Origin of the sequence: Sphingomonas sp. CROZ-RG-20F-R02-07 (assembly GCF_022662335.1) — a bacterium.
Classification (GTDB): domain Bacteria; phylum Pseudomonadota; class Alphaproteobacteria; order Sphingomonadales; family Sphingomonadaceae; genus Sphingomonas.
Genome location: NZ_JAKNQJ010000008.1, coordinates 21,351 through 40,866, shown reverse-complemented (window position 1 = coordinate 40,866; position 19,516 = coordinate 21,351). Strand labels below are relative to the sequence as shown.

25 protein-coding genes and 2 pseudogenes are annotated in these 19,516 nt (G+C 64.3%); 25 read left to right on the top strand and 2 right to left on the bottom strand.

Annotation, left to right across the window (positions count from 1 at the left end):
• Positions 1-48 precede the first annotated feature (48 nt).
• The 9 genes from L8H00_RS12760 (at position 49) to L8H00_RS12720 (ending at position 6,505) form a co-directional block, all read left to right on the top strand.
• Positions 49-2,133 (top strand): ParB/RepB/Spo0J family partition protein, encoded by a 2,085-nt coding sequence (locus L8H00_RS12760; protein ID WP_242097703.1) that lies wholly within the window; start codon positions 49-51, stop codon positions 2,131-2,133.
• A 98-nt stretch (positions 2,134-2,231) separates the two neighbouring features.
• Complete coding sequence (locus L8H00_RS12755; protein WP_133192201.1) at positions 2,232-3,170, top strand: zincin-like metallopeptidase domain-containing protein; 939 nt, start codon at positions 2,232-2,234, stop codon at positions 3,168-3,170.
• 27 nt (positions 3,171-3,197) lie between these two features.
• Positions 3,198-3,689, top strand: a complete 492-nt coding sequence (locus tag L8H00_RS12750) for a hypothetical protein (protein WP_133192202.1) — start codon at positions 3,198-3,200, stop codon at positions 3,687-3,689.
• Positions 3,686-3,883, top strand: a complete 198-nt coding sequence (locus L8H00_RS12745; protein WP_133192203.1) for a hypothetical protein — start codon at positions 3,686-3,688, stop codon at positions 3,881-3,883. Before L8H00_RS12750 ends, L8H00_RS12745 begins: the two co-directional genes overlap by 4 nt.
• A gap of 290 nt (positions 3,884-4,173) precedes the next feature.
• Entirely contained in the window at positions 4,174-4,383 is a 210-nt protein-coding gene (locus L8H00_RS12740; protein WP_133192205.1) for a hypothetical protein, read from the top strand.
• A 54-nt stretch (positions 4,384-4,437) separates the two neighbouring features.
• The gene (locus tag L8H00_RS12735; RefSeq protein WP_133192206.1) at positions 4,438-5,082 is read left to right on the top strand and encodes a hypothetical protein; all 645 of its coding nucleotides are present in this window, start codon (positions 4,438-4,440) and stop codon (positions 5,080-5,082) included.
• A gap of 39 nt (positions 5,083-5,121) precedes the next feature.
• On the top strand, positions 5,122-5,748 hold the full coding sequence (locus tag L8H00_RS12730; protein ID WP_242097702.1) for a hypothetical protein: 627 nt from the start codon (positions 5,122-5,124) through the stop codon (positions 5,746-5,748).
• A gap of 32 nt (positions 5,749-5,780) precedes the next feature.
• Positions 5,781-5,993 carry a hypothetical protein gene (locus tag L8H00_RS12725; protein ID WP_133192209.1) on the top strand — a complete coding sequence of 71 codons (213 nt, stop codon included), beginning with the start codon at positions 5,781-5,783 and terminating at the stop codon, positions 5,991-5,993.
• Positions 5,990-6,505, top strand: a complete 516-nt coding sequence (locus L8H00_RS12720) for a thermonuclease family protein (protein ID WP_133192210.1) — start codon at positions 5,990-5,992, stop codon at positions 6,503-6,505. Before L8H00_RS12725 ends, L8H00_RS12720 begins: the two co-directional genes overlap by 4 nt.
• Before the next feature lie 74 nt (positions 6,506-6,579).
• Here the strand turns inward: L8H00_RS12720 and L8H00_RS12715 are convergent, their stop codons facing one another.
• Complete coding sequence (locus L8H00_RS12715) at positions 6,580-7,104, bottom strand: hypothetical protein (RefSeq protein ID WP_133192211.1); 525 nt, start codon at positions 7,102-7,104, stop codon at positions 6,580-6,582.
• Between the two features lie 102 nt (positions 7,105-7,206).
• Here L8H00_RS12715 and L8H00_RS12710 point away from each other — a divergent pair, with 102 nt between their 5' ends.
• The 3 genes and pseudogenes from L8H00_RS12710 to L8H00_RS12700 form a co-directional block, all read left to right on the top strand.
• On the top strand, positions 7,207-8,520 hold the full coding sequence (locus L8H00_RS12710) for a hypothetical protein (protein WP_277924430.1): 1,314 nt from the start codon (positions 7,207-7,209) through the stop codon (positions 8,518-8,520).
• A gap of 53 nt (positions 8,521-8,573) precedes the next feature.
• A complete protein-coding gene (locus L8H00_RS12705) occupies positions 8,574-9,218 on the top strand; it encodes a hypothetical protein (RefSeq protein ID WP_133192216.1) in 645 nt (214 codons plus the stop codon).
• 82 nt (positions 9,219-9,300) lie between these two features.
• A pseudogene (locus tag L8H00_RS12700) lies at positions 9,301-9,819 on the top strand (DUF87 domain-containing protein); the annotation flags it as partial.
• A gap of 225 nt (positions 9,820-10,044) precedes the next feature.
• Here L8H00_RS12700 and L8H00_RS12695 read toward each other — a convergent pair.
• Positions 10,045-10,734 (bottom strand): annotated as a pseudogene (locus L8H00_RS12695) (AAA family ATPase); the annotation flags it as partial.
• A 389-nt stretch (positions 10,735-11,123) separates the two neighbouring features.
• On the opposite strand from L8H00_RS12695, the gene L8H00_RS12690 reads away from it, so the two are divergent.
• The 13 genes from L8H00_RS12690 to L8H00_RS12630 all read left to right on the top strand — a co-directional run bounded on the left by L8H00_RS12690 (position 11,124) and on the right by L8H00_RS12630 (position 19,449).
• Complete coding sequence (locus L8H00_RS12690; RefSeq protein WP_242097700.1) at positions 11,124-13,502, top strand: ATP-binding protein; 2,379 nt, start codon at positions 11,124-11,126, stop codon at positions 13,500-13,502.
• 1 nt (position 13,503) lies between these two features.
• Positions 13,504-13,701 (top strand): hypothetical protein, encoded by a 198-nt coding sequence (locus L8H00_RS12685; RefSeq protein ID WP_242097699.1) that lies wholly within the window; start codon positions 13,504-13,506, stop codon positions 13,699-13,701.
• Positions 13,698-14,636, top strand: a complete 939-nt coding sequence (locus tag L8H00_RS12680) for a hypothetical protein (RefSeq protein ID WP_133192221.1) — start codon at positions 13,698-13,700, stop codon at positions 14,634-14,636. Before L8H00_RS12685 ends, L8H00_RS12680 begins: the two co-directional genes overlap by 4 nt.
• 36 nt (positions 14,637-14,672) lie before the next feature.
• A complete protein-coding gene (locus tag L8H00_RS12675; RefSeq protein WP_242097698.1) occupies positions 14,673-15,032 on the top strand; it encodes a DUF3768 domain-containing protein in 360 nt (119 codons plus the stop codon).
• A complete protein-coding gene (locus tag L8H00_RS12670; protein ID WP_242097697.1) occupies positions 15,032-15,418 on the top strand; it encodes a hypothetical protein in 387 nt (128 codons plus the stop codon). Before L8H00_RS12675 ends, L8H00_RS12670 begins: the two co-directional genes overlap by 1 nt.
• A complete protein-coding gene (locus L8H00_RS12665; protein WP_242097696.1) occupies positions 15,415-16,425 on the top strand; it encodes a hypothetical protein in 1,011 nt (336 codons plus the stop codon). The genes L8H00_RS12670 and L8H00_RS12665 overlap by 4 nt, the downstream gene beginning before the upstream one ends.
• Positions 16,426-16,436: 11 nt before the next feature.
• Positions 16,437-17,357 carry a hypothetical protein gene (locus L8H00_RS12660; protein ID WP_242097695.1) on the top strand — a complete coding sequence of 307 codons (921 nt, stop codon included), beginning with the start codon at positions 16,437-16,439 and terminating at the stop codon, positions 17,355-17,357.
• Complete coding sequence (locus L8H00_RS12655; RefSeq protein ID WP_133192224.1) at positions 17,306-17,593, top strand: hypothetical protein; 288 nt, start codon at positions 17,306-17,308, stop codon at positions 17,591-17,593. Before L8H00_RS12660 ends, L8H00_RS12655 begins: the two co-directional genes overlap by 52 nt.
• A 75-nt stretch (positions 17,594-17,668) precedes the next feature.
• Complete coding sequence (locus L8H00_RS12650) at positions 17,669-18,034, top strand: hypothetical protein (protein ID WP_133192225.1); 366 nt, start codon at positions 17,669-17,671, stop codon at positions 18,032-18,034.
• Between the two features lie 61 nt (positions 18,035-18,095).
• Complete coding sequence (locus tag L8H00_RS12645) at positions 18,096-18,341, top strand: hypothetical protein (RefSeq protein ID WP_242097694.1); 246 nt, start codon at positions 18,096-18,098, stop codon at positions 18,339-18,341.
• A 52-nt stretch (positions 18,342-18,393) separates the two neighbouring features.
• Positions 18,394-18,705 (top strand): hypothetical protein, encoded by a 312-nt coding sequence (locus L8H00_RS12640; protein WP_133192227.1) that lies wholly within the window; start codon positions 18,394-18,396, stop codon positions 18,703-18,705.
• Between the two features lie 69 nt (positions 18,706-18,774).
• Complete coding sequence (locus L8H00_RS12635; RefSeq protein ID WP_242097693.1) at positions 18,775-19,182, top strand: hypothetical protein; 408 nt, start codon at positions 18,775-18,777, stop codon at positions 19,180-19,182.
• 48 nt (positions 19,183-19,230) lie between these two features.
• Positions 19,231-19,449, top strand: a complete 219-nt coding sequence (locus L8H00_RS12630) for a hypothetical protein (protein WP_133192233.1) — start codon at positions 19,231-19,233, stop codon at positions 19,447-19,449.
• The last annotated feature ends 67 nt before the right edge of the window (positions 19,450-19,516 follow it).

The following is a 19,516-nucleotide window of genomic DNA, read 5'->3' as shown; positions in this document are numbered from 1 at the left end:
TGGGGTGCGGCGAGACGTCGCGCGGCCGGGCACCCGATGGAGACGACGATGACCCAGACCGTGCCACTCGCAAAGCTGAAGCGCTCCGAGAAGAACGTCCGTACTACGCCGCCGCGGAACATCGAGGCGATGGCCTCGAGCATCCGTGCCCGTGGCATCATGCAGAACCTCCTTGTCACCGCCGCACGCCCGAAGGGCACGTACGAGATCATCGCCGGCGATCGGCGCTATCTCGGCGCTATGATGCTCGCCGATGCCGGTGAGATCGACGCGGCCACCTACGACGTGCCGGTCAAAATCGTCTCGGGCAACGACGCGGATCTGCGCGAGGTGTCGCTCACCGAGAACTTCCAGCGCGAGCCGATGACAGCGGCGGAGGAGTGCGTCGCATTTCAGCATTTCCTCAAATCCGACGGTGACATCGACGCGGTCGCAAACCGGTTCGGACAGACCCGGCGCTTCATTGAGGGGAGACTCCGGCTTGCCAATCTCGCCGAGCCGATTTTCGAAGCGTTGAGCGAGGGGCGCATCACGCTGGAAATGGCGAAGGCCTACGGCTCCACCGAGGACAAGGCCAAGCAGGAGCGCGTTTTCCAGCAGTATGGTCACTCTTCCTACGTGAACGCCGATCAGATCCGCCGCGCGATCGCGAACGACACGATGAAGGCGAGCGATCCTGTCGCGATGCTCGTCGGCGCCGACGCCTACGTCGCCGCAGGCGGCCAGGTCGAGTGCGACCTTTTCAGCGAGGATGGTGACCGTTGGTCAGATCCGGAACTTGCCCAAACCCTCGCGGCTGCCATCATGGAGGCCGAGGCAAAGCGCGTCGGTGAGGAGCAGGGGCTCGCTTGGGTTCGCCCGATCGCGAACACCAGCCTGTACGGCGCGACCGCGGACCTGCACCGCGTCACGCTCGAGCCGGCACCCCTCGACGACGAGGAGGCGGCACGCTCCGACGCCATCGTCGAGCGCTGCGAGGCACTCGAGGAGCAGATGGCAGACGAGGATCTCGAAGAAGCGGCGTACGCAGCGCTCGAGGAGGAGTTCGAGCGGCTCCGCGAGGAATATCAGGCGCTCCACTCCAAACCGCCCGTGCTGGCCGACGAGATGAAGGGCAAGGTCGGCACCTTCCTGACGCTCGGCCGCGACGGCAAAATGACGCTCGAGTCCACGTACTTCAGCGAAACGCCGCTGAAAGGTGCAACCGGCGACGGTGCGACCAGCTCGAGCCGCAGCGCTCGCGACACCTCGTCGCTGCCGCCCGAGGCGGTTGCACCTGGCGGCAAGCCGTTGAGTGCGCGGCTTCATGACGAACTCGCGGTGCAGCGCCGCGATATCCTCGCGGCATCGATCCTTGCCGATCCCGCCCTGGCTCTCGACTACATGCTGTTCGCCATGGCGGACCAAGGTCGCAGCTATAGTCGCTACGGCACGACGATCACGGCCGGGCGCCCGCAGGATCCCCAGATGCCAAAGGACCAGCCGGCGACCCAGGCACAGCTCGCGATCGGTGAGGCGCGTGAGGCGCTGGTCAGCGACTGGACCACGGCAGCCAGCCCGGTCGAGAGGTTCGAGGCGTTCCGCGCGCTGGATGACGACGCCAAGGCATCCTGGCTTGCGGTCACAGTCGCATCGTCGCTCGAGGCGAAGCCGGACTACAGCTCGGCAAAAACCAACCCGCTACACGGCCGTCTCGCATCGATCCTCGAGATCGACGTTGCCAAGTGGTGGCGGCCGACATCGGCGAACTTCTTCGACCGCGTGTCGAAAGGTACGCTGCTTGCTCTCCTCACGGAGGTCGGGGGGCCGGTGCTCGCCGCACGCTACGTCGGCTCAAAGAAGGGCGAGATCTCGACGTCGTGCGAAAAGCTGTTCGCGGGCGAGGCCATCACCGAGGCGGAGATTAAGGAAGCGGCTCTTGCCTGGGTTCCGGATGCAATGCGCTTCGATGCTGTCTCCTCGCTTGGCGACGCGGACATTGACGAGACCCTCGACGATGAGGACGCCGGCGATGCCGAGGGCGGTCTCACCAGCGACGATCCCCTCGAGGAGCTCGCGGACCACGGCCACGACGATCACGAGGACGCACTCGAGCCCGTCAACGACGATGCGACGCTAATCGCGGCCGAATAGGTCCGCCGTCCACACGCTGCCTGGCCCATCTCGGGCCCGACTGGCGGCCGCCTCGACACCGGGGCGGCCGCCTTTTCCGTTTCTGGGGAGATCCCGACATGACTTTCCGTCGCAAACCTTCCGACAAGCCTCGCCGCGATGTCGCCGCCGAGATCACGAACCTGATCATCGAGAAACTCGAAGCCGGCGTGCTGCCGTGGTCTCGCCCGTGGGGCCTGACCGGTGCCGGCGGTCGACCGCTGCGACATTGCGGAACGCCGTACACCGGAATCAACAACCTCTACCTCTGGGCGATCGGCGACGCCTGCGGCTACTCGGCGCGAACCTGGATGACCTACCGTCAGGCCGAGGAGCTGGGTGGCCAGGTCCGCCGTGGCGAACACGGCTCGCACAGCGTCTACTTCTCGAGCTTCTCCAAGACCGAGACAGACCGGGTGACCGGCGAAGAGGCGAACAAGAGCGTTCGCTTCCTGCGCTCGTACACCGTCTTCAACGTCGACCAGATCGACGGACTACCGGTCTATTACTATCCGGTCTCTGCTCCGCCCGAGCCGCGGATCGAAAGCGTGCATCGGGCCGCTATCGACGGGTTCTTCGACGCTCTGCCCGCTACCGTACGCCATGGCGGGGATCAGGCGTTCTTCTCGCCGATCGGCGACTACATCCAGATGCCGCATCGAACGATGTTCCGCTCGGACGATCACTATGCCAGCACGCTCGGTCACGAGTACGTGCACTATTCGGGCGCCCAATCGCGGCTCGACCGAGAGTTCGGCAAGAAGTTCGGCGACCAAGCCTACGCGTTCGAGGAACTTGTCGCATCGATTGGTCAGTGCCTCATCTGTGCCGACCTCGGCTTGCCGGGCGAGCTGCACGACAATCACGCCAGCTACATCGACCACTGGCTGCGTATCCTCAAAGGGGATTCGAGCGCGATCATCAAAGCCGCGTCCAAAGCAGAGCAGGCCGTCACCTGGCTCAAGAACGCTGCTGGCGAAGGGGCCGACGCCCGCAACATGCAAGCCCTCGCGGCATGACCGCGCAACCTCTCAGGAGCCCTCGACATGCACATCGAGCTGCGAAAGCTGAAGATCATCGCTGCACTCTCCGAGGAGACAGCCTGCTACACCGCGGAGGTCTGGGTGGATGGGCAGCGCGCCTTCCTCGCCTCGAACCATGGCCACGGCGCAGCCGACATGTTTCACCCGGTCGGTCAGGTCAGCGAAGCCAACGTCGACGCGTGGCTTGCCGACAATCGCGCGCCCACGCGCATCGGCGACACGGTGTTGAAACACACGCTGGAGTTCGAGGTCGCCGCGTTGATGACCCGGATCGAGGAGACGAAGCGGCTGCGGCGCGCCTTCCGCACCAAGCTGGTCGTTATCGAGGCCGGTAAGGTCTGGTCATACCCGCTGAAGGGCCGATCGGTCGCGGCTGTGGCATCGGCTGTCCAGCGGCAAAAGCCCGCCGCGCGGGTCGTGAACGACGATGAAGCCGCCCTGGAAGCAGCGATCACAATCATGATCGCTGCCGACGAGCTCAACAACGGGCCGTGACATACAATGTTCTGGCCCTGCTCGCGTCGGGTCCGCCCGACGCGGAATGGGAGGCTGAGAAGGCGGGCTGGCGCGCCCAGGTCATGGGCAATCTGGTCTGCTGCTACCGTGCCGGCAGCCGCCGTGCCAGCGCTTGGCACCGCGGCTTCGACGCCGCCCGCCGTTCCAGCGATCCGCTGGGCCTTATGCTGTGAAAGGCATGAACACTTGCATCAGGCTCGATAGGAGGTGACCCATGCTAGCCCTTCGCTTCGCTACCCACTTCATGACGAACAGGCCTGTCGACCGCGACACGCGTCGAGCTCGGCTGCTCGCTGCTCGCCGTTATCCAGTCGGCAGCGTGCCACGACGCGGCATCCTTGGCGGTCACTGGGATGGTGGATCCGTCGTCGGTGCGTTTCGATTGGGGCGCGGAGCCTTCCGCTCGGAGTGATGTAGCAACTGCTACGCCACCCCCACGCATCCTTGATCTCCCGGAGCAGACATGACGACTCGTCTCGAACTGATGACACGGGCGCTGTCGCTCTACGACGCAGCTGGCGACGGTGCGTCCAGCGCCGCCTGTCTCCTGCAGGGTGCGATCGATTCAGAACGCGGTTTGCGTCCCTTGCAGCCTGGCGAGGAGATTGATGCAGCTCTCCTTGACGAGGTCGCCGACAGCCTTGAGGCGCGGCCGAACATCCAGTCGGAGTAGAGGGAAGGGGGAGCGAGATTTCGAGCGCAATTGGGCGCTCGGGAGACCTCAGAGATGCCCTACGACGTCGCTTTCCGTCATCAGCAGGCGCTTGATCCCAGCGCGCTGACGACAATCGTCGCCGCCCTCCATGCCGTCACCACCGCGATCGACGACTGCCGAAACGCCGGCGTGCCGTTCGATGCCGATCCCGGCGTGCTGCTTCTCGCCCGTCACCTGGGCCACATAGCCGGTGCGGGCTCGGACGACACACTCCTCAGGCGTCGTTGCGAAGACAAGATCGCCGAATTGAAGCAACACCCGGCGCTCGCCACACTCGCTATTCGGGGGGTCGCGTACGACGAGGCCGCCAAGAACCTCTTCCATGTTGAGGGACGAGCTGCCCTGTACCGCCTGGCTGTCGCACTGGGGCTGAGGGAGGGCGACTTCGACCTACGATCGAACCGTGGCCATGTCTCGCAATCGGGCGAGATCACGCTGCAGACCGACGAGGTCCGGGTGCAACTCTCGCTTACCGCACTCGGTCCAGGCCACGAGGTGAACTACCGCCGCGTCCGCGGCCGTCACGATCACCTGGGCGATCGTGCCCGATACGCCATGGCCCGCGAGCTCCTCGCAACCGAAAAGTTCGCCGGACGGCTTCGTCGAGAACTGCGGCTGACGCCGATGGTACAGGCCCAAGCGCTTCTCGCCGGTTGATCGATCCTGCCCCTACATTCCTCCCGAAAGGAGCACTCCATGGGTTGGCTCAGCATGCCAATGTCGTCGATGGCCCCCCACTCGACGCCCAAGGGCTACCTCGATGCACAGTTCACATTCGATCGACGCGATACGGAAGGTAAGGGCAGGGCACTGCGTGTCGTCGCCTCGTCGTGCCTCCGCAACAAGGTCTGGTACGCAGCCGTGACCCCCAGCAACGACGGCATCGACGAGCCTACCGTCGCCGTGGTCTGCCTAGTTAGCTGGAACCCCCGCGCGAAAGACGGCTACGTCTTTGCGTATAAGGATATGGACGAGACCATGGGTCCGAACGAGGCCGAGTGCCCCGAGCGGATCCTCTCACTGCTTGGCGACACCGACAACCCGTCCGCGCTCAACTGGCGACGACGCTGCCTCGATCGACTTGCCCGGCGAACGGACCGCCCGCTCGAGCATGGCATGCACATCCGACTGCCGCACCCAATCAAGTTCGTCGACGGATACGAGGGCACCGACTTTGTCGTTCACAAGCGCGGTCGGAAAATCGCGCTCGCCAAGCTCGGTTGCGATTATGTGGGTTATCGTATTTCCGGTCTGCGCGACATGCCGTGGACTATCGTACCGCCACCGACCCAGACCCGCGTCCACAAGACGGTGTTCGGTTGATCGCCACGCCGTCCAGCATCAGGATCAAACCCATGCTTCGCCACGATAACCTCACCGCCCCGCTGAGTCCGAAACGCTCGCGTCTATGCAGCCGCGCCAATGCGCAGGCGGTCGCCGCCCGCATGTTTGCCGCAGGAGCGCGCCACGTCTCGGTTGTGCGCACTGGAGACATACTGCAGCCGTTCCAGGTCGTTCCTGCCCTTGTCGATGGTCCCAACGTCGAACTCGAACTGCGTTACGCATGAGAACGATACTTCTCCTTGCGGTCATCACCCTTGCGGCATGTGGCGCGGCTGAACCCCAGGCTGAGCTCGCCCACGATCTTACCGGGCGAGCCCGCGCACTCGATGGCGATACCGTCAGCATCGACTTCCGTTTCTCCGGGGCCGACGCGTTCGAGCGGAAGCAGCTCTGCGAGATTGCCAGCGGCTGTTACCCCTGCGGCAAGCTTGCTCAGGACGCGACCGCGCGCATGCTGCGCTCCGGCGAGGCGACGATCCATTTGGTCGGCAACAGCAGCTATGGCCGGCCGGTCGCCGTCGTGGACGTGAACGGATCTGATCTCGGTGAACAACTCATCTCACAGGGATGGGCCGTGCCGGCGACCAAATATCTCAGCCGCGATCGAGATCGCGCCGCCCGGTACATGAGCGCCTACGACGAAGCGCGAACCAACAAGCGCGGCGCTCATGCTGGCAAGTGGATCGATCCCGAGAAGTGGCGTCGCGGCGAACGTCTCGCCTGCGAGCGAAACTAGAACAGATCCTTGATAGACAAAGCGGTCCGGCAACCAATGCCGGACCGCTCTTTTTTGCCTGAAAGGCTTCAGTCCTACGCGGGGCGCCCACGCTTTGCGGGACGATCGACGGGGTCGTACTCCGGACCCGGATCGTGCGACCAGGATGCCCCAACTGCGAATTGCGGCTCGAAACGGCCAAGCGGCCCGTCCGGTTCGGCTGCCACATAGGGCGTTTGGGAAAGCCGCTTTGGCAGCTTGCCGCGATGGAGATAGCCTGCCACCCGACCGCGTCCGAGCAGCAGCGCCTCCAGCCACAACAGGTCATCGATCAGTACGCACACCCCACGGCCAGCGAGATTGTAGTAGATGCACCGCTGGTAATCGTCGCACCCGTTGCCGAGGATCTGCGCCAGCTTTGCCTTACCGGCAGGGTCGCCCTCGTGGATCCATTCGCATGCCTCGCGAAGCTCCCGTACCGAGTAATAAGCGTCCTCCGGCTCCACACCCATCGAGGCCGCAGCGATGGCGCGCCGCGTGCCGCGGATATCGGGATTAAGCGAGGCATCGCGCAGCGTCAGATCGAGATCGATCGGCCCGGTGAAATCTTGAAGCTTCATGACCTACTCCTCCTGTCAGCCGAACGTAACGTGAACATCTGCGACCATGCAAGTGTTCAACGACATCTTTTCTCCCTCTGATCTTCGGATATGATCGCACCTATGTGGCTCGTACCTCGCGACACTCGTGGGCTTGCGTCACGCACGAGCGTCCCAGACGTCGTGCGGCACGCCCTGGTGCGCTGGTACAGCGGGGATGGTGAGGACAGCGATCACCGCGCCTCGGTTATCATGGTCGTAAAGGCACGCGACCATCATCAGTGGATCGCGTGCGACTGCCTCGGGGAGGGCGCTGATCCACCGCTATTATCACCCGCTTACCTGTCAGAGGCCGAGACTTACTACCTGCGCCGCCTCACCAGCATCCGTCAGCGTCGACCCGAGCACCACGTCGACTGTCCCTTTTTCCGCGAACAAGCCCCGCCTCGCATCCGCGAAAAAGCAACCGCGACACCGCGCACGATCAACGAGCCGGAGGGTCTCTTCTCCGCCCACCGGCTCGCACCGGAGAAGCTCGCGCAGCTACCGGAAGACGACGAGCCAGACGACCGGACGCGCGGGGTCGCAATCCCGCGTCTCGCGCGCCTGTTATGGCAGATCATGGAGATGGCGCACGTCAATGTCGTCGAGCCGCTGGGTGTGGGAGAACCCCGGGAGGCTTCGATGGCTCTGGAGTTCGGGCGGTTGCGCAGTGCCGCCGAACGTGTCGAGATTGCCCCAGGCATTCCTCTGTCACGCCACCTATACACGCACATCGAGCCGTACCAGCGTGGTATCGTCTTCGCAAAATTACGCGAAGCGGCGCGCCACTGGCCATCCGAACATGCGCCGCAAGCTTTCCTCCTGCTCTACGCCGTCGATATATCAGGAACGACTGTCACGCTTGCGGGCGGTCACGAACTAATCGTCAAAAATCGTATTCGGCATATCGGCGTCCATCAGCGCCGGATCGGTCCTCCCTTTCTAGTCCTGGCCGTCATCGGCGAGCACAATCCTCGTGAAGGGTATGCCGCGCTCCGGGCGTATGCACAGCCAATCGCCCGCCCTTCCAATTTCATCGCCGTACACAATGCCGCAGAGCGCCAGACTGTCGTCGGCCTGCTTGATCTTCAGTATCGGCTACGTCGACGCGGGATAGGAATCGGCTTCAAAAGGCTCCTGTTCGATGTCCCGACCAGCTCAGGTGAGGTCCGGCCCGACCTTCTCCTCGACTTACGGGATTTCACCACCGGAGAGGTGCTGGAGGCCGCCCTTGAGGTCGTGACCGGACACGATGCCGATACACTCGGCATGAAGATGCGGCAGGTCGAGAAGCTTCGAGAAATTGCGCCGGTGGTCACCATACACGCCGAGGATCTCGAGCATGACGCCCTCGAGGCGGCCGTGCTCGACCAGCTGCATATCGGATCATCCTAGATCCAGTGAAGGAGAGAGGGAGGGGCCTGTCCGATCCAGAAGGGAGATGACAGATGACCCGCTTCCAGCCGAGCCCTCGACCAGAAACCACGCCATGGGGCTCACCCGATCGCGCCGACCAGGTCCTGCCCGGTATATGGCGCGTCTGCACCCCCAGCCATGGTGGCTACGTCCTGTCCGACGAGCGCCAGGCAGCTATGGCTGATGCGCTGCGCCGTACTGACCCTTTCTACGAGGAGGACGTCGACTATGCGCTGGTACTCTATGGCTTTGCGAGCGAGTTCCGGCGCCTGCCGGTGCCCGGGATCGCCCTCCAAGTCGAGAATGCCCGTAGGTCGGTGCGGTGCTGGCATCCTGATCGCTGGACCGCTCTGACCGGCGAAGAGATCACTGTCGGCGAAAGCCACGTCGTTCGACGTCGCGCCGCCTACACCGCCATTATCGGCCAGTACGAAAGCGTCTCCGCGTCCGGCTCGTGGGCAGACTGGGTTCCCGACGGCAAAGTCGGGTGCGTCTTCCGCCGCGTTGCCAGCGTCGATGCGCTCGGCTTCGCGCGCCACGAGGGCGAGGCCATCTACGGCCTTGTCGACAAGACCCGCTACGACGCTCGCATCATGCCCGAAACCTTCGACACGCTCTCGGCAGAGCGTGTCGAGAGCACGGCGCCGATCACCAAGCAGGTCGCTTCGTTGCCCTGAAGGCTGCGTCCACCGCGCGCCCGTCGATCAAGACCAGCTCGCAACGCCGACCTCATCTCCATACATCGGAAAGACCGCCATCATGACCTGCGTCACCCCGCTCCGGCCGCTGCCCGAGGCCGCGGACAATCGCGTACCATTGGGTCACCACTCGACAGGCCCACTCCACCTCGACCTCGACCGGCTCCTTGCCGGCCGACTGCTCATTCAGGGTAGCTCGGGTGCCGGCAAAAGCCGTACCCTGCGGCGGATTATCGAAGAGGCCTTCGACTATACGACGATCGCGATTGTCGACCCTGAAGGCGAGTTCGAGAACCTCGCGCGCCATATCGGCGCCACGACGATCCGGGCCGTCGAGTTGACCGCAGACGGCTTGACCGCCGCGGCTGCTCGCAGCCGCCATCACCGGCTCTCGATCCATATCGATCTGACCGATCTCGATCCGGATCAACGCATTATTAAAGCCGCCGCCTTCTTCGCCGGCCTAATCGGCGCGCCACGCGAGGATTGGGAACACACCGTGCTCGTCTGCATCGACGAGGGCCACCTGCTGGCGCCCCATGTGGCTGGATCCGCTCGCGACGCGGAAGCGCGTCGGCTCTCCGCAAACCGAGCGTCGCGATCTTGTCGCGCACGCCATGCACTCGGCGGCCGATCGCCGACGCGATTTCCTCGATTGCAACGTCGTCGCGGAACAGGCGCTCGAGCGTTCCGACCTCATCAGGGGTCCAGGCATCGGCCCGGTAGGCGATTTCGTGGAGACGGCCGGCTGGTGCCGCTCGGTTCGGGCAGGCGACGAGCTCGACGACGTCCGGAGTAAGGTCGGTCATAGTGCCACCACGGCGACGTCGCTGAGGCGAGCGCGCAGACGTGCGTGGAGACGGGCGATACGATCCTCGCCCTTCGGCATCGTGTCGACCGCGGTGATCGCCGACAGCAGATTGAGCGCGCGATCGGTCCGCTCGATGTCGATCGACAGGTGCTTGGCGAGGTCTCGTGCCGTGCTGGCGTTCGGCGAAATTCGCTTGAGCGCCTCGATGATCGCGGCTGCGTCGGTCGCACCTGGATCGAGGAGGAACGCGTCGAGTGCGCGTGTGCCTTTGAGCGCGATGGCGGGTCCGTGGTCCGCCACTTCGGCAAGGCCGGCGAGGTCGAGCAGCCGGGCGGCTTCGGACGCGTCAACGGATGCTGCGGCGCGCAGCTCCGGGGTTTTGCCGATATGTTCGGTGATCGTCGGATCGATGTGGGCGAGGCACGGTGTCGCCGAGAGCGCCGGCCCCATCGCGAAGAAGTCTCCTGGCACGAGCGTTCGCAGAGCGTCGGCTTCCTTGGCGGAGAAACCGAGGAGGTCAGCTGCCCTCGCGATGTCACGGTCGAAGACGTTGAGGCCGACGAGCACGTTTTGCAGCTCGGAGACGACGGAAGTCGAGAGCTTGGCGAGACGTTGGGTGGCTATCACAGGCGCAAGGCCCCGCTTGCGGCCTCGAGCGCACAGGTCGGTGAGGGTCGCGACGCCGAAACTCGCAACGGACGTGGAGCGAGGCCGAGGACGCCTGGCTGACACGCGAGTACGGTTCACAACCGGCGTCCGCGCTGGCGCAGGATCTTGGTCGGGGCTGCACCGCGATCTACGCGCGCGCTGGCGTTCTCGGACTCACCGAAGGCAACGCGCCGCGCTGGACCGATTGGGAAGATGCGCAGCTGCGCGCCGGTTTCGAGCGTGCGATAGCTGTCGCACAGATCGCAGCCCTGATCGGTCGACCGCTATCCGGAACGATCACCCGCGCGAGCACTCTCGGCCTGCGGCACCCAAACAATCCCCCGGGATGGACCGAGGCCGAGGCGGCGCGCGCGCTGACCCTGGCGGCCGAAGGCCATCGCTATCTCGACATCATCGAAAGAATGGTGGCCGAGGGCTTCCCGCGACGCACGAAGGCGGGCTTTGGCCCCCATCTACGCAAGCTTGGCTACGGCCGCGGTTGGGGGCGCCTATGGACACCCGATGAGGACGCACTTCTGTCCCGCGTCTATACCGATGGGACGAGCCGCACTCCGCTGATCGAGCGGCTCGGCCGCAGCACCAGTTCGATCAACTGGCGGGTCGACCATCTCGGACTGCGTGGCACGCACGCAAACCGAAACGGGTTTCGAGGCGGTCCCATCTGGACCGAAGCCGACATCACGACTCTCCGCGATCACTACGGCAAGATGCCGATGACCGATCTCGCCGCCAAAATGGGGCGGACCAAAGCCTCTCTCTTCACCCGCGCCAATCTCTTGGGTTTGGTTCACGGCTACCACCGGCCCTGGAGCGACGACGACCGGCGCGCCCTCGCGCTTGCACACGCCCATGACATCGCCTTGCCCGATCTCGCGACGGCGCTCGGGCGCAAGTATGCTGCCGTCCATAAATTCGCCGAGAAGCAGGGGGGTCAGGTTCGGCCGCCGCGCGCGTCGCAAGCCCGCCCCGACGCTGCAGGACATTCTCGGCCTATCTCCGCGGCCGTAGGCCGGGATCGACCGTGGCTCGAAGGGGAGGGGGAGAACTCGGGTGGGCGTGAAAGGCACGCCAGCCACGAGGAGCGCATCATGATCCCCGCCACCATAGCGACCGCGGTCGAGCCCGAGACGATCGCGAAGGTCACACGGCTCTTCAACAACACCGCCTTCGACGTGGTGACCGAGCTCTTCCAGAACGCCCGCCGAGCCGGCGCTATTGCGGTCGCGGTCCTGATCCAAACGGGCGGACCCGACACGCTCCTCCACATCATCGATGATGGCCACGGCATCGCCGATCCTGCTTCAATCGTCACACTCGGACGCTCGGGATGGTCGGAGCAAACTCGTCGCATGGAAGACCCGGCAGGTATGGGCGTGTTCAGCCTCGCCGGTCGGGACGTGATCGTCCGTTCCTTCTCCCGTCCCGACCGGCGGGGATGGATGGCGCACATCCCCGCCTCGGCGTGGGAGACGAGCCGACCAATCGCAATCTCGCCCGACCCAATCTCGCGCGGCACAGCCATCACGATCAAAGTTCCCGACGCCTGGCTGAAGACACTGGCCGACGACGTCGCCACGGCCGCGAAACACTACCCCCTCCCGGTGACCCTGAACGGAGATACGCTACCGCGCGAGGACTGGCTGCAGGATGCAATCCATGTCGAAGAGTGGAACGGGACCCGGATCGGCGTTTTCCAAAAGCACCCATCGCACTACTCCACCCGCGAAGGTCGCTTGAATTTCCACGGGCTGACGCTCCCCTGCAAACTGCTGCAGATCCAGGAGGTCGATCGCGGTGCACACTGGATCGCACGCGTCGACATCTTCGATGCGCCGCAGATCCAGCTCGTACTTCCAGCTCGCAAGGAGGTGATCGAGAACGAGGGCCTGGCGGCGCTGCAAGACGCGGTCAGCGTCGCCATTTTCCGTGCGATTGCCTCGCAAGGAGCGCACCGCTTGTCCGCAGAACACTGGCGGGCTGCACTCGACCTCGGCGTCGAGTTGCCAGAAGCGGAAGCGTACCTATTCGGATGGGTGGCTCCCGCCGCAGATAGCGGGCGCAACTACGCCACGGGCGAGCGCACGACCGATACCTCCATGGTGATTATGTCAGACTTCGAGGCACTGGTCGCACAGCCTGCCGCGGACGCAATCGCCGCGCATAATCCGTTCGGCGGACCTCTCGTCGTGGCCCAGGACGCCTTCACAGGCTACCGCTGGTACGACGTTCTCGCCCGGGTCGATGACCTACGTTTTCGCGTCCTGCAGAGTGACCGCGAGTTCGTGGTTTCGGCTACGCTTGATGCGCCGAGCGACGCCGAGGATGGCTGGGTCGACGCGATCACGATGGTGGCGACCGTATCGCACGCTGGCGCGTCCATCGAGGTCTCGACTGCAGCGGACGTCGCCTTCGCCCCGGATGAATGGACATGCAATTCGGTCGACCAAACGTCGATTTTCGTGCGCCGCGGCAGCAGCCGGACCGCCCTGGACGTCGCCGATCTCTTCGAGCGCGCCGCCTTCGAACCCTCCACGGATAGCGACGCCGACAGCTACGACACCCAGCAGGAGCGTTTCCAGGCGGACGCGGCCGAGCGGGTCATCGGCCTGCTTGAGGGCGACGATGCAGCGCTCGAAAGCCGCATCCGGGACAAGCTGTCGGGGCATTACTTCATGGTTCCCGCAGACCGCACCGTAACCGTCGTCATCAACCGGGATCGCCTCGAGGTGCAGATCGTCGAGCGCACCGTTACCGCGACCGGCGCAGGCGGGGAGGGCGCGTGACATGGCGCGCTTCAATCATGCCTATGCGATCGCCTTCAGTGTCGTCTCGAACGACGATCGTGGCCACGACGTCGACGCGCGACAGCTGCGCGCCGCGCTGATGACCCGGATCGAGGACCTCGATTGCGAAGGCGGATGGGTCGAAGCTGCCGGCGTACCGTACGACAGCTACCTCGAGCCGGAAGGGGATCAGCCATGACGCTGCCGTCCCCTCCAAATGTCCTTTCCTACGGGATCGGCGTGGACAGCACGGCACTGTTGGTCGAGCTTCACGCCCGAGGCGAAGCTCCCGATCTCGTGCTCAGCGCCGACACCGGCAACGAGAAGCCCGAAACCTACGACTACCTCGACATCATTCGCCCCTGGATGCGCGATCGCGGCATACGGTTCGAGCTCGTCTCTTACGTACCCAAGCGCTTCAAACACTGGCCACCCTACTTCGGCATACTGGAGATGTGCCTGACGAACGCGACCCTGCCGAGCAAGTCGCTCGGGGGATCATCATGCAGCCTCAAATACAAAAAGGCTCCGCAAGACGCCTTTCTCAAGACCTGGCAGCCGGCGATCGAAGCATGGGACCGAGGGCAACGTGTCGTCCGACTGATCGGCTACGACGCCGGTCCTCGCGACACAGCGCGCGCCAACCATGCGCTGACCATCGACGATCCCCTCTACGAATGCCGTTCCCCACTACGGGAGTGGAATTGGGACCGTCCGCAATGCGTTTCCCGGATCGAGGCCGAAGGCCTGCCTGTACCGCCCAAGTCGGCCTGTATCCTGTGCATCGCCAACAAGCCGGACGAGATCCGCAGCCTTCCGCCGTGGTGCCTTCGCCTGATCGTCCTAGTCGAGGCGCGCGCAGCACCCCGGCTTCACACGGTCGAGGGGCTCTGGCGCCGATCGACCAGGGCGCGCCCCGGATCGATGACAACTTTCATTCGAGCCGAGGCCCTACTCCCGGCCGATGAGATCGATCGCATCGTGCGCGACGCTCCCACCGATCTCATCCGCTTCCAGGACGTCGCGGCCACCGTCCCGATCGGAGAGCGTCCGAAGATGGGCGACTGGCTCGACCGCTTCCACTTGGCCTTCGCCCAACGAGGCCGCGGCCACGCGGACGCGATGGCCGCCTGACCCAACACAACCGACAAACGAACCGAGGATCGAACCATGATCGAGACCGCTGCCGAAACGCGCGTTGAAGCCATCGCGCGACTTAACGACCGCTGCCGCCAAGGCTTTGATCGAACCGCGCGCATCACCGTCACGCGCACGTGCCTCGCCACCTTGTCGACCGGCACGCTCGCGTCCGAGGCCGTGGCACAAGCTCGGCTGCTCCAGGAATTGCGTCGACACAGCTTTCCCGCGGACTGTCCGGAACGCGATCGCGGATCCTTTATGGTCGACCAGACCACGGTGTTCTTCCGCATCGACTACTTCGATGCGGCCCTCGAATGGGGCTCGGAAGATCCAGCGAACGCCAGCCTGACGACGCGTGTGCTGACGCTCATGCTGCGGGAGGATCTCTGATGATCCGGTTCCGCCCCACGTCGACTGACATCGCGGCCATCCGTGAAGCCGCCCGCCGAGAAGCGAAATTTGAGCGGGTCGGGCAGGTCATCCTTGAGGTCGGACGCCGGCAGAGCCTCGCATCGGGCGAAACATCCATCAACTTCGCGCTGATCAGTGATGATCCCGACTGGCAGGACACCGATCTCGATGACTACGAGCCGTGGGCCGCCTTTACGCGCGGCGTCGAGCTGACCGCAGACGGTCGCGGCCTGCTCGACTTCTACATACGCCGACGCGGCGATCGCCGTCTCGACCTGCACGGCAACGTCTCGATCGGCATCATAGAAGGCAAGCTGACGACGATCAGCGGCTATCCCACCATTTATCGGGGTGATGGGTCATGACGATCGAGATCATTCTCGGCCTACCGCATCTCGCCAACGGCGCGCTGCTCGCAACCGCCGAGCGCCTCAAGGCGCCAGTGCTGATTTCCGCCAACTGCCTGTCACGCTGGCGCAAGGCCGATGGCTGGCGCGAATGGACAGGATGGCGAACGGCCACGCTCGCTAATGCGGATGGCTTGGTCAGCCTCGATCTCGACAGCGCCGGCTACTCGATGATGGTCCGATACGGTGGTCTACCGTGGTCGATCGCCGACTACATGGCTTTAGCGGCCTCGTACCCGTTCCGACGGGTGTCCTCGATCGACTATTGCTGCGAAGACGGCGTAGCGTCGAACCGGGAAGAGGTACTCGACCGTATCTCCCGAACGATCGCGACCAACCGAGAGTGCTTCGCGCGTGCGATCGACCTCGGCATCGCAAACCGCTTCATGCCGGTTCTGCAGGGCAGGACACCCGACGACTACGTCCGCTGTCTCGACGCGATCGAGGGCATGATCCTACCCGGCACTACCGTCGGCATCGGGAGCATGTGCCGACGCGTCATCCATGGCCCCGAAGGACTTGTCGCCGTCGTAGAGCGCCTCTCGCGTGTCCTACCAGTCGGCGTCCGTGCCCATGCCTTTGGCGTCAAGGGTGACGCCTTGCCCTACCTAGCGCCGTTCTCGCGCTGGGTCGCCTCGATCGACAGTCAAGCCTTCGGCATCGCGGCGCGACGGGACGCGATCCAACGCGGTGTCGCGAAGAGCGACAGGTTGGTCGCCGCCCACATGGAGCGCTGGTATCGACGCCAGTGCGGGCGAGCGCTTGCCGCTCCGGTCACGCTACCCGAGGCCGCAGACCACTCGGCTCGTCCCGTCGCCGTCGATGATCCATGGGAACGTGCCATCGCCGAAGCGCGCGCCCAGATCCGAGACCTTATCGAGACGGGTGACCTCGACCATGACGAGATCACGGCAAACTGGGTCGAAGCATGGGCTGCCGACCTCTACCATCAGCGCGCTGCCTGACGAGGCTCACCATGATCACTGACCGCTCACAACGCTGGCGCGACCGGCGCAGCCGCTTCGTGACCGACGATACCGTCATCGATCCACGCCGCTACGCCGTTGACGTCGTTGCCCACGACACCGCACGCGCTTTCGTCGCCGACCATCACTACCTTAGCCGCTACCCCGCCGCGCAACTGGCAGTCGGGCTCTTCGGTCCAGGCCGTGGCGGCATTTCCTCTCTCGACGGCATCATCGTGTTCGGAGTGCCCGCATCAGGCGCGGTCATCACGCGGCACACCGGCTACGACGATCCGACACGTGGTTGCGTGCTGCAACGCCTTCTGTGCCTACCGTCCGTCGCCGCCAACGGTGAAAGCTATTTCGCCGCCCGCGCATTCCGACTGCTGCGCCAGGCCAAGCCGGTAATCCAGTCCGTCGTCAGCTTTTCCGACCCGCAGTTTGGGCACTGCGGCTGCGTCTACGCCTCGCTCTCCGGCGCCTATCGCGGACAAACGAGGCCGCGGACGGTGCTTCGCATCGCCGGCGAGACAATCTCCGATCGCACCCTGTCCAAGATCCGAAATCTCGAGACGGGTCATGGCGGCGCCGTCGACCAACTCGTGAGGCTCGGCGCACCGAGGCCGCGGACGGAGGAACACCTCCGAGCATGGCTCGAACGGTGCCGCCGCGAGCGCATTCTAGTCCCGGCCCGACAGGCCAGCCTTTTCACCTACTGTTTCGAGCTCACGCGCAGCGCCCGCCACACTGGCCGCACATTGCCTCGTCTTGCCTATCCTATCAGATCCGACGTCTTGCGTGAGCAGCTCGGAGCCGAGCCCGTCGTGCCGACGAGAAGAGAAGGGGGAGGGGGGATCGTGTCCACGAGAGGAGACGAGCCATGCGCATCCAACGGGCGATCGCGATCGCCAAGGCAGACGAGAACCGCCTGATCCGCTTCATTGAGCGACGCGACCGCTTTCTCGACGCGCTCGACTGGGACTCGCTCCCCGAGCAGCTCGCCCGGGAGGCGGCGATGATGGACGAGCTGCTCGCAACCGAACTCGCCGAGGCCGCGTGCTATGTCATATGGCTTGAGGAGTGCATCGGCTTCGGCGTCGAAGACATCGTCGCCGTCCATGATCTGCAGCCGCTCTCCGTGATCCGATCCATCGCCGCGTTGGCCTAACCCACCGGTCGACACCTACCGCCGCGGCTTCCTTCCGCTACCATCCCATGCAACAATCTCCACGGGAGATGAACGATGACTGCTGTCCTGACGGACTTCCTCTTCGGCTCGCCCAACCACCTTTACTGGTCGCTTCTCGGCCTCGCCGTGCTTGTTCTCGCCGGGATCGTAGTGGCCCACCTGATGCCCGACTACCGTCGGACCATCATGGCCGTCGGCGCGATCCCCGTCCTGGTTTTCGCTATCTCATTCGTTCCCCTGTTCAGCGCCGACGAGCCGCCGGTCAGCAATCCCGCCGACGGGTTGGCGAGAACCCAGAACCTCCTCTCCGGTGTCCTGCAAGCCGCACCCCTCATGCTGGCATTCGAAGGACTCTTGCACGAAGCGGTCATCTTCATTGATGACCGCGCCCAGGCCCGCAAGCGGCGGTCCAGGCAGTGACTAATGGACGCAAGGCGACCACGTCGGGATAACCATCACTCAAGACTACATGGGGGTCACAATGATCAGCTTCATCATCCGCCGACCTGTATCGACCCTCGCAATTGCCTTCTACCTCGCGGCCATGATTTGCGGTCGTAATCTGTGGCTGCTGGGAAGCGATCCCGAACCTGCAACAGTGACGAGCGACGCGTTGGTAAACACGGCCCTATCCTTGAGCCATACGACCGCCAACTGGTGGTTCATCAGCGGCTTCCTCGTCATTGGTCTCTTGATCCAATTCACGGCGAGTCTTCTCGACGCCTGACGGACCCACCAACGACGGTGTGCCGCGACCGAACCAACCGAGGAACACGCTCATGAGTCGCCATACCTTTGTCGGGCCTGCCGGCGTCAGCGTAGCGATCGGGTGGGACCGACCACTCGAAACCTTCTACGTACAGGTGTCGCGACCCGACCCCGAGGACCCCGGCGAATGCGATACCTTCATCTGGAAAGGTCTCGAGCCGAACGAACTCACCTCCGCGGCCGCGGCGATCGAAATTGCCACCCCACACGCCGCCCTACCAACGGATCTCGGCAACACGCTCGAGATGGACCGCCTTAAAACGCTCGGTGTGTCGGATGGTGAGTACCAGGCTGAGATGAAGCGCCGACTTTTCCCAAAATAACCAGACAGGCACGTCGTTGAGTGACCGCGGACCGCGCCCTGTGCTAGCCTTGAAGTGAGGAGATCACGCATGCCGGATACCCAACCCTCGCATGAACTCGCCGGTGTCCGTACGTTGCCGGCCCGCCGCAATTGGCGCCTGTTCGCTATTCTCGTTCTTGCCGGCATTGCCGCTGCGACGGGCTTGTGGAGCCTGCAATACCTGCCCGAGGATTACCAATGGCTGCTCGCCATGACGGGCTTGGGTGTCGCCGGAGGCTTCTTCGTTTATCTGAACACCTATATCGATCGGCGCGAGGCCATCGGGGTCGCAGGCGCCGGGGTCGCCATCCTGACCTATTCCGTCGCGACCCGCGGCTTCCTTATAGCTTGGCTCGTTTGCGGGGCAGGCGCCCTGACAGCCATCATCGTCCTCGCACTGCGTTGGTCCGACCCACTGTCTCTCGATTCAGACGCAAACCGAGGCACACCGCAGTGACGGTCGTGGCGAACCGCGACACGCGATAATCAATGCAGGAGAAGGCCGGTGTCCAAGAAAGTCCTCCCCGCTTTCAATAAAATCGGTGCCGTTTTTTCGCGAGTATCGCCCCGCTTCTGGCAGTCGCTCGCTCTCCTTTCAGCAACAGCCGCGGTCCTCCTGACCGCCATGGCGATCCATCCGATCCTCTACTTACTGGCATTGCCGCTAGTGATGCTCTTCTTCGTGTTTCTCGAACGACGCGAACCGAGGACGCCGACGCGCTAAGCGCGCACCCCGCGGTCCACCAAGGCGACCGGTGCGGGGAAGGAAAGGGGGGAGGGGTTCGGCGGTC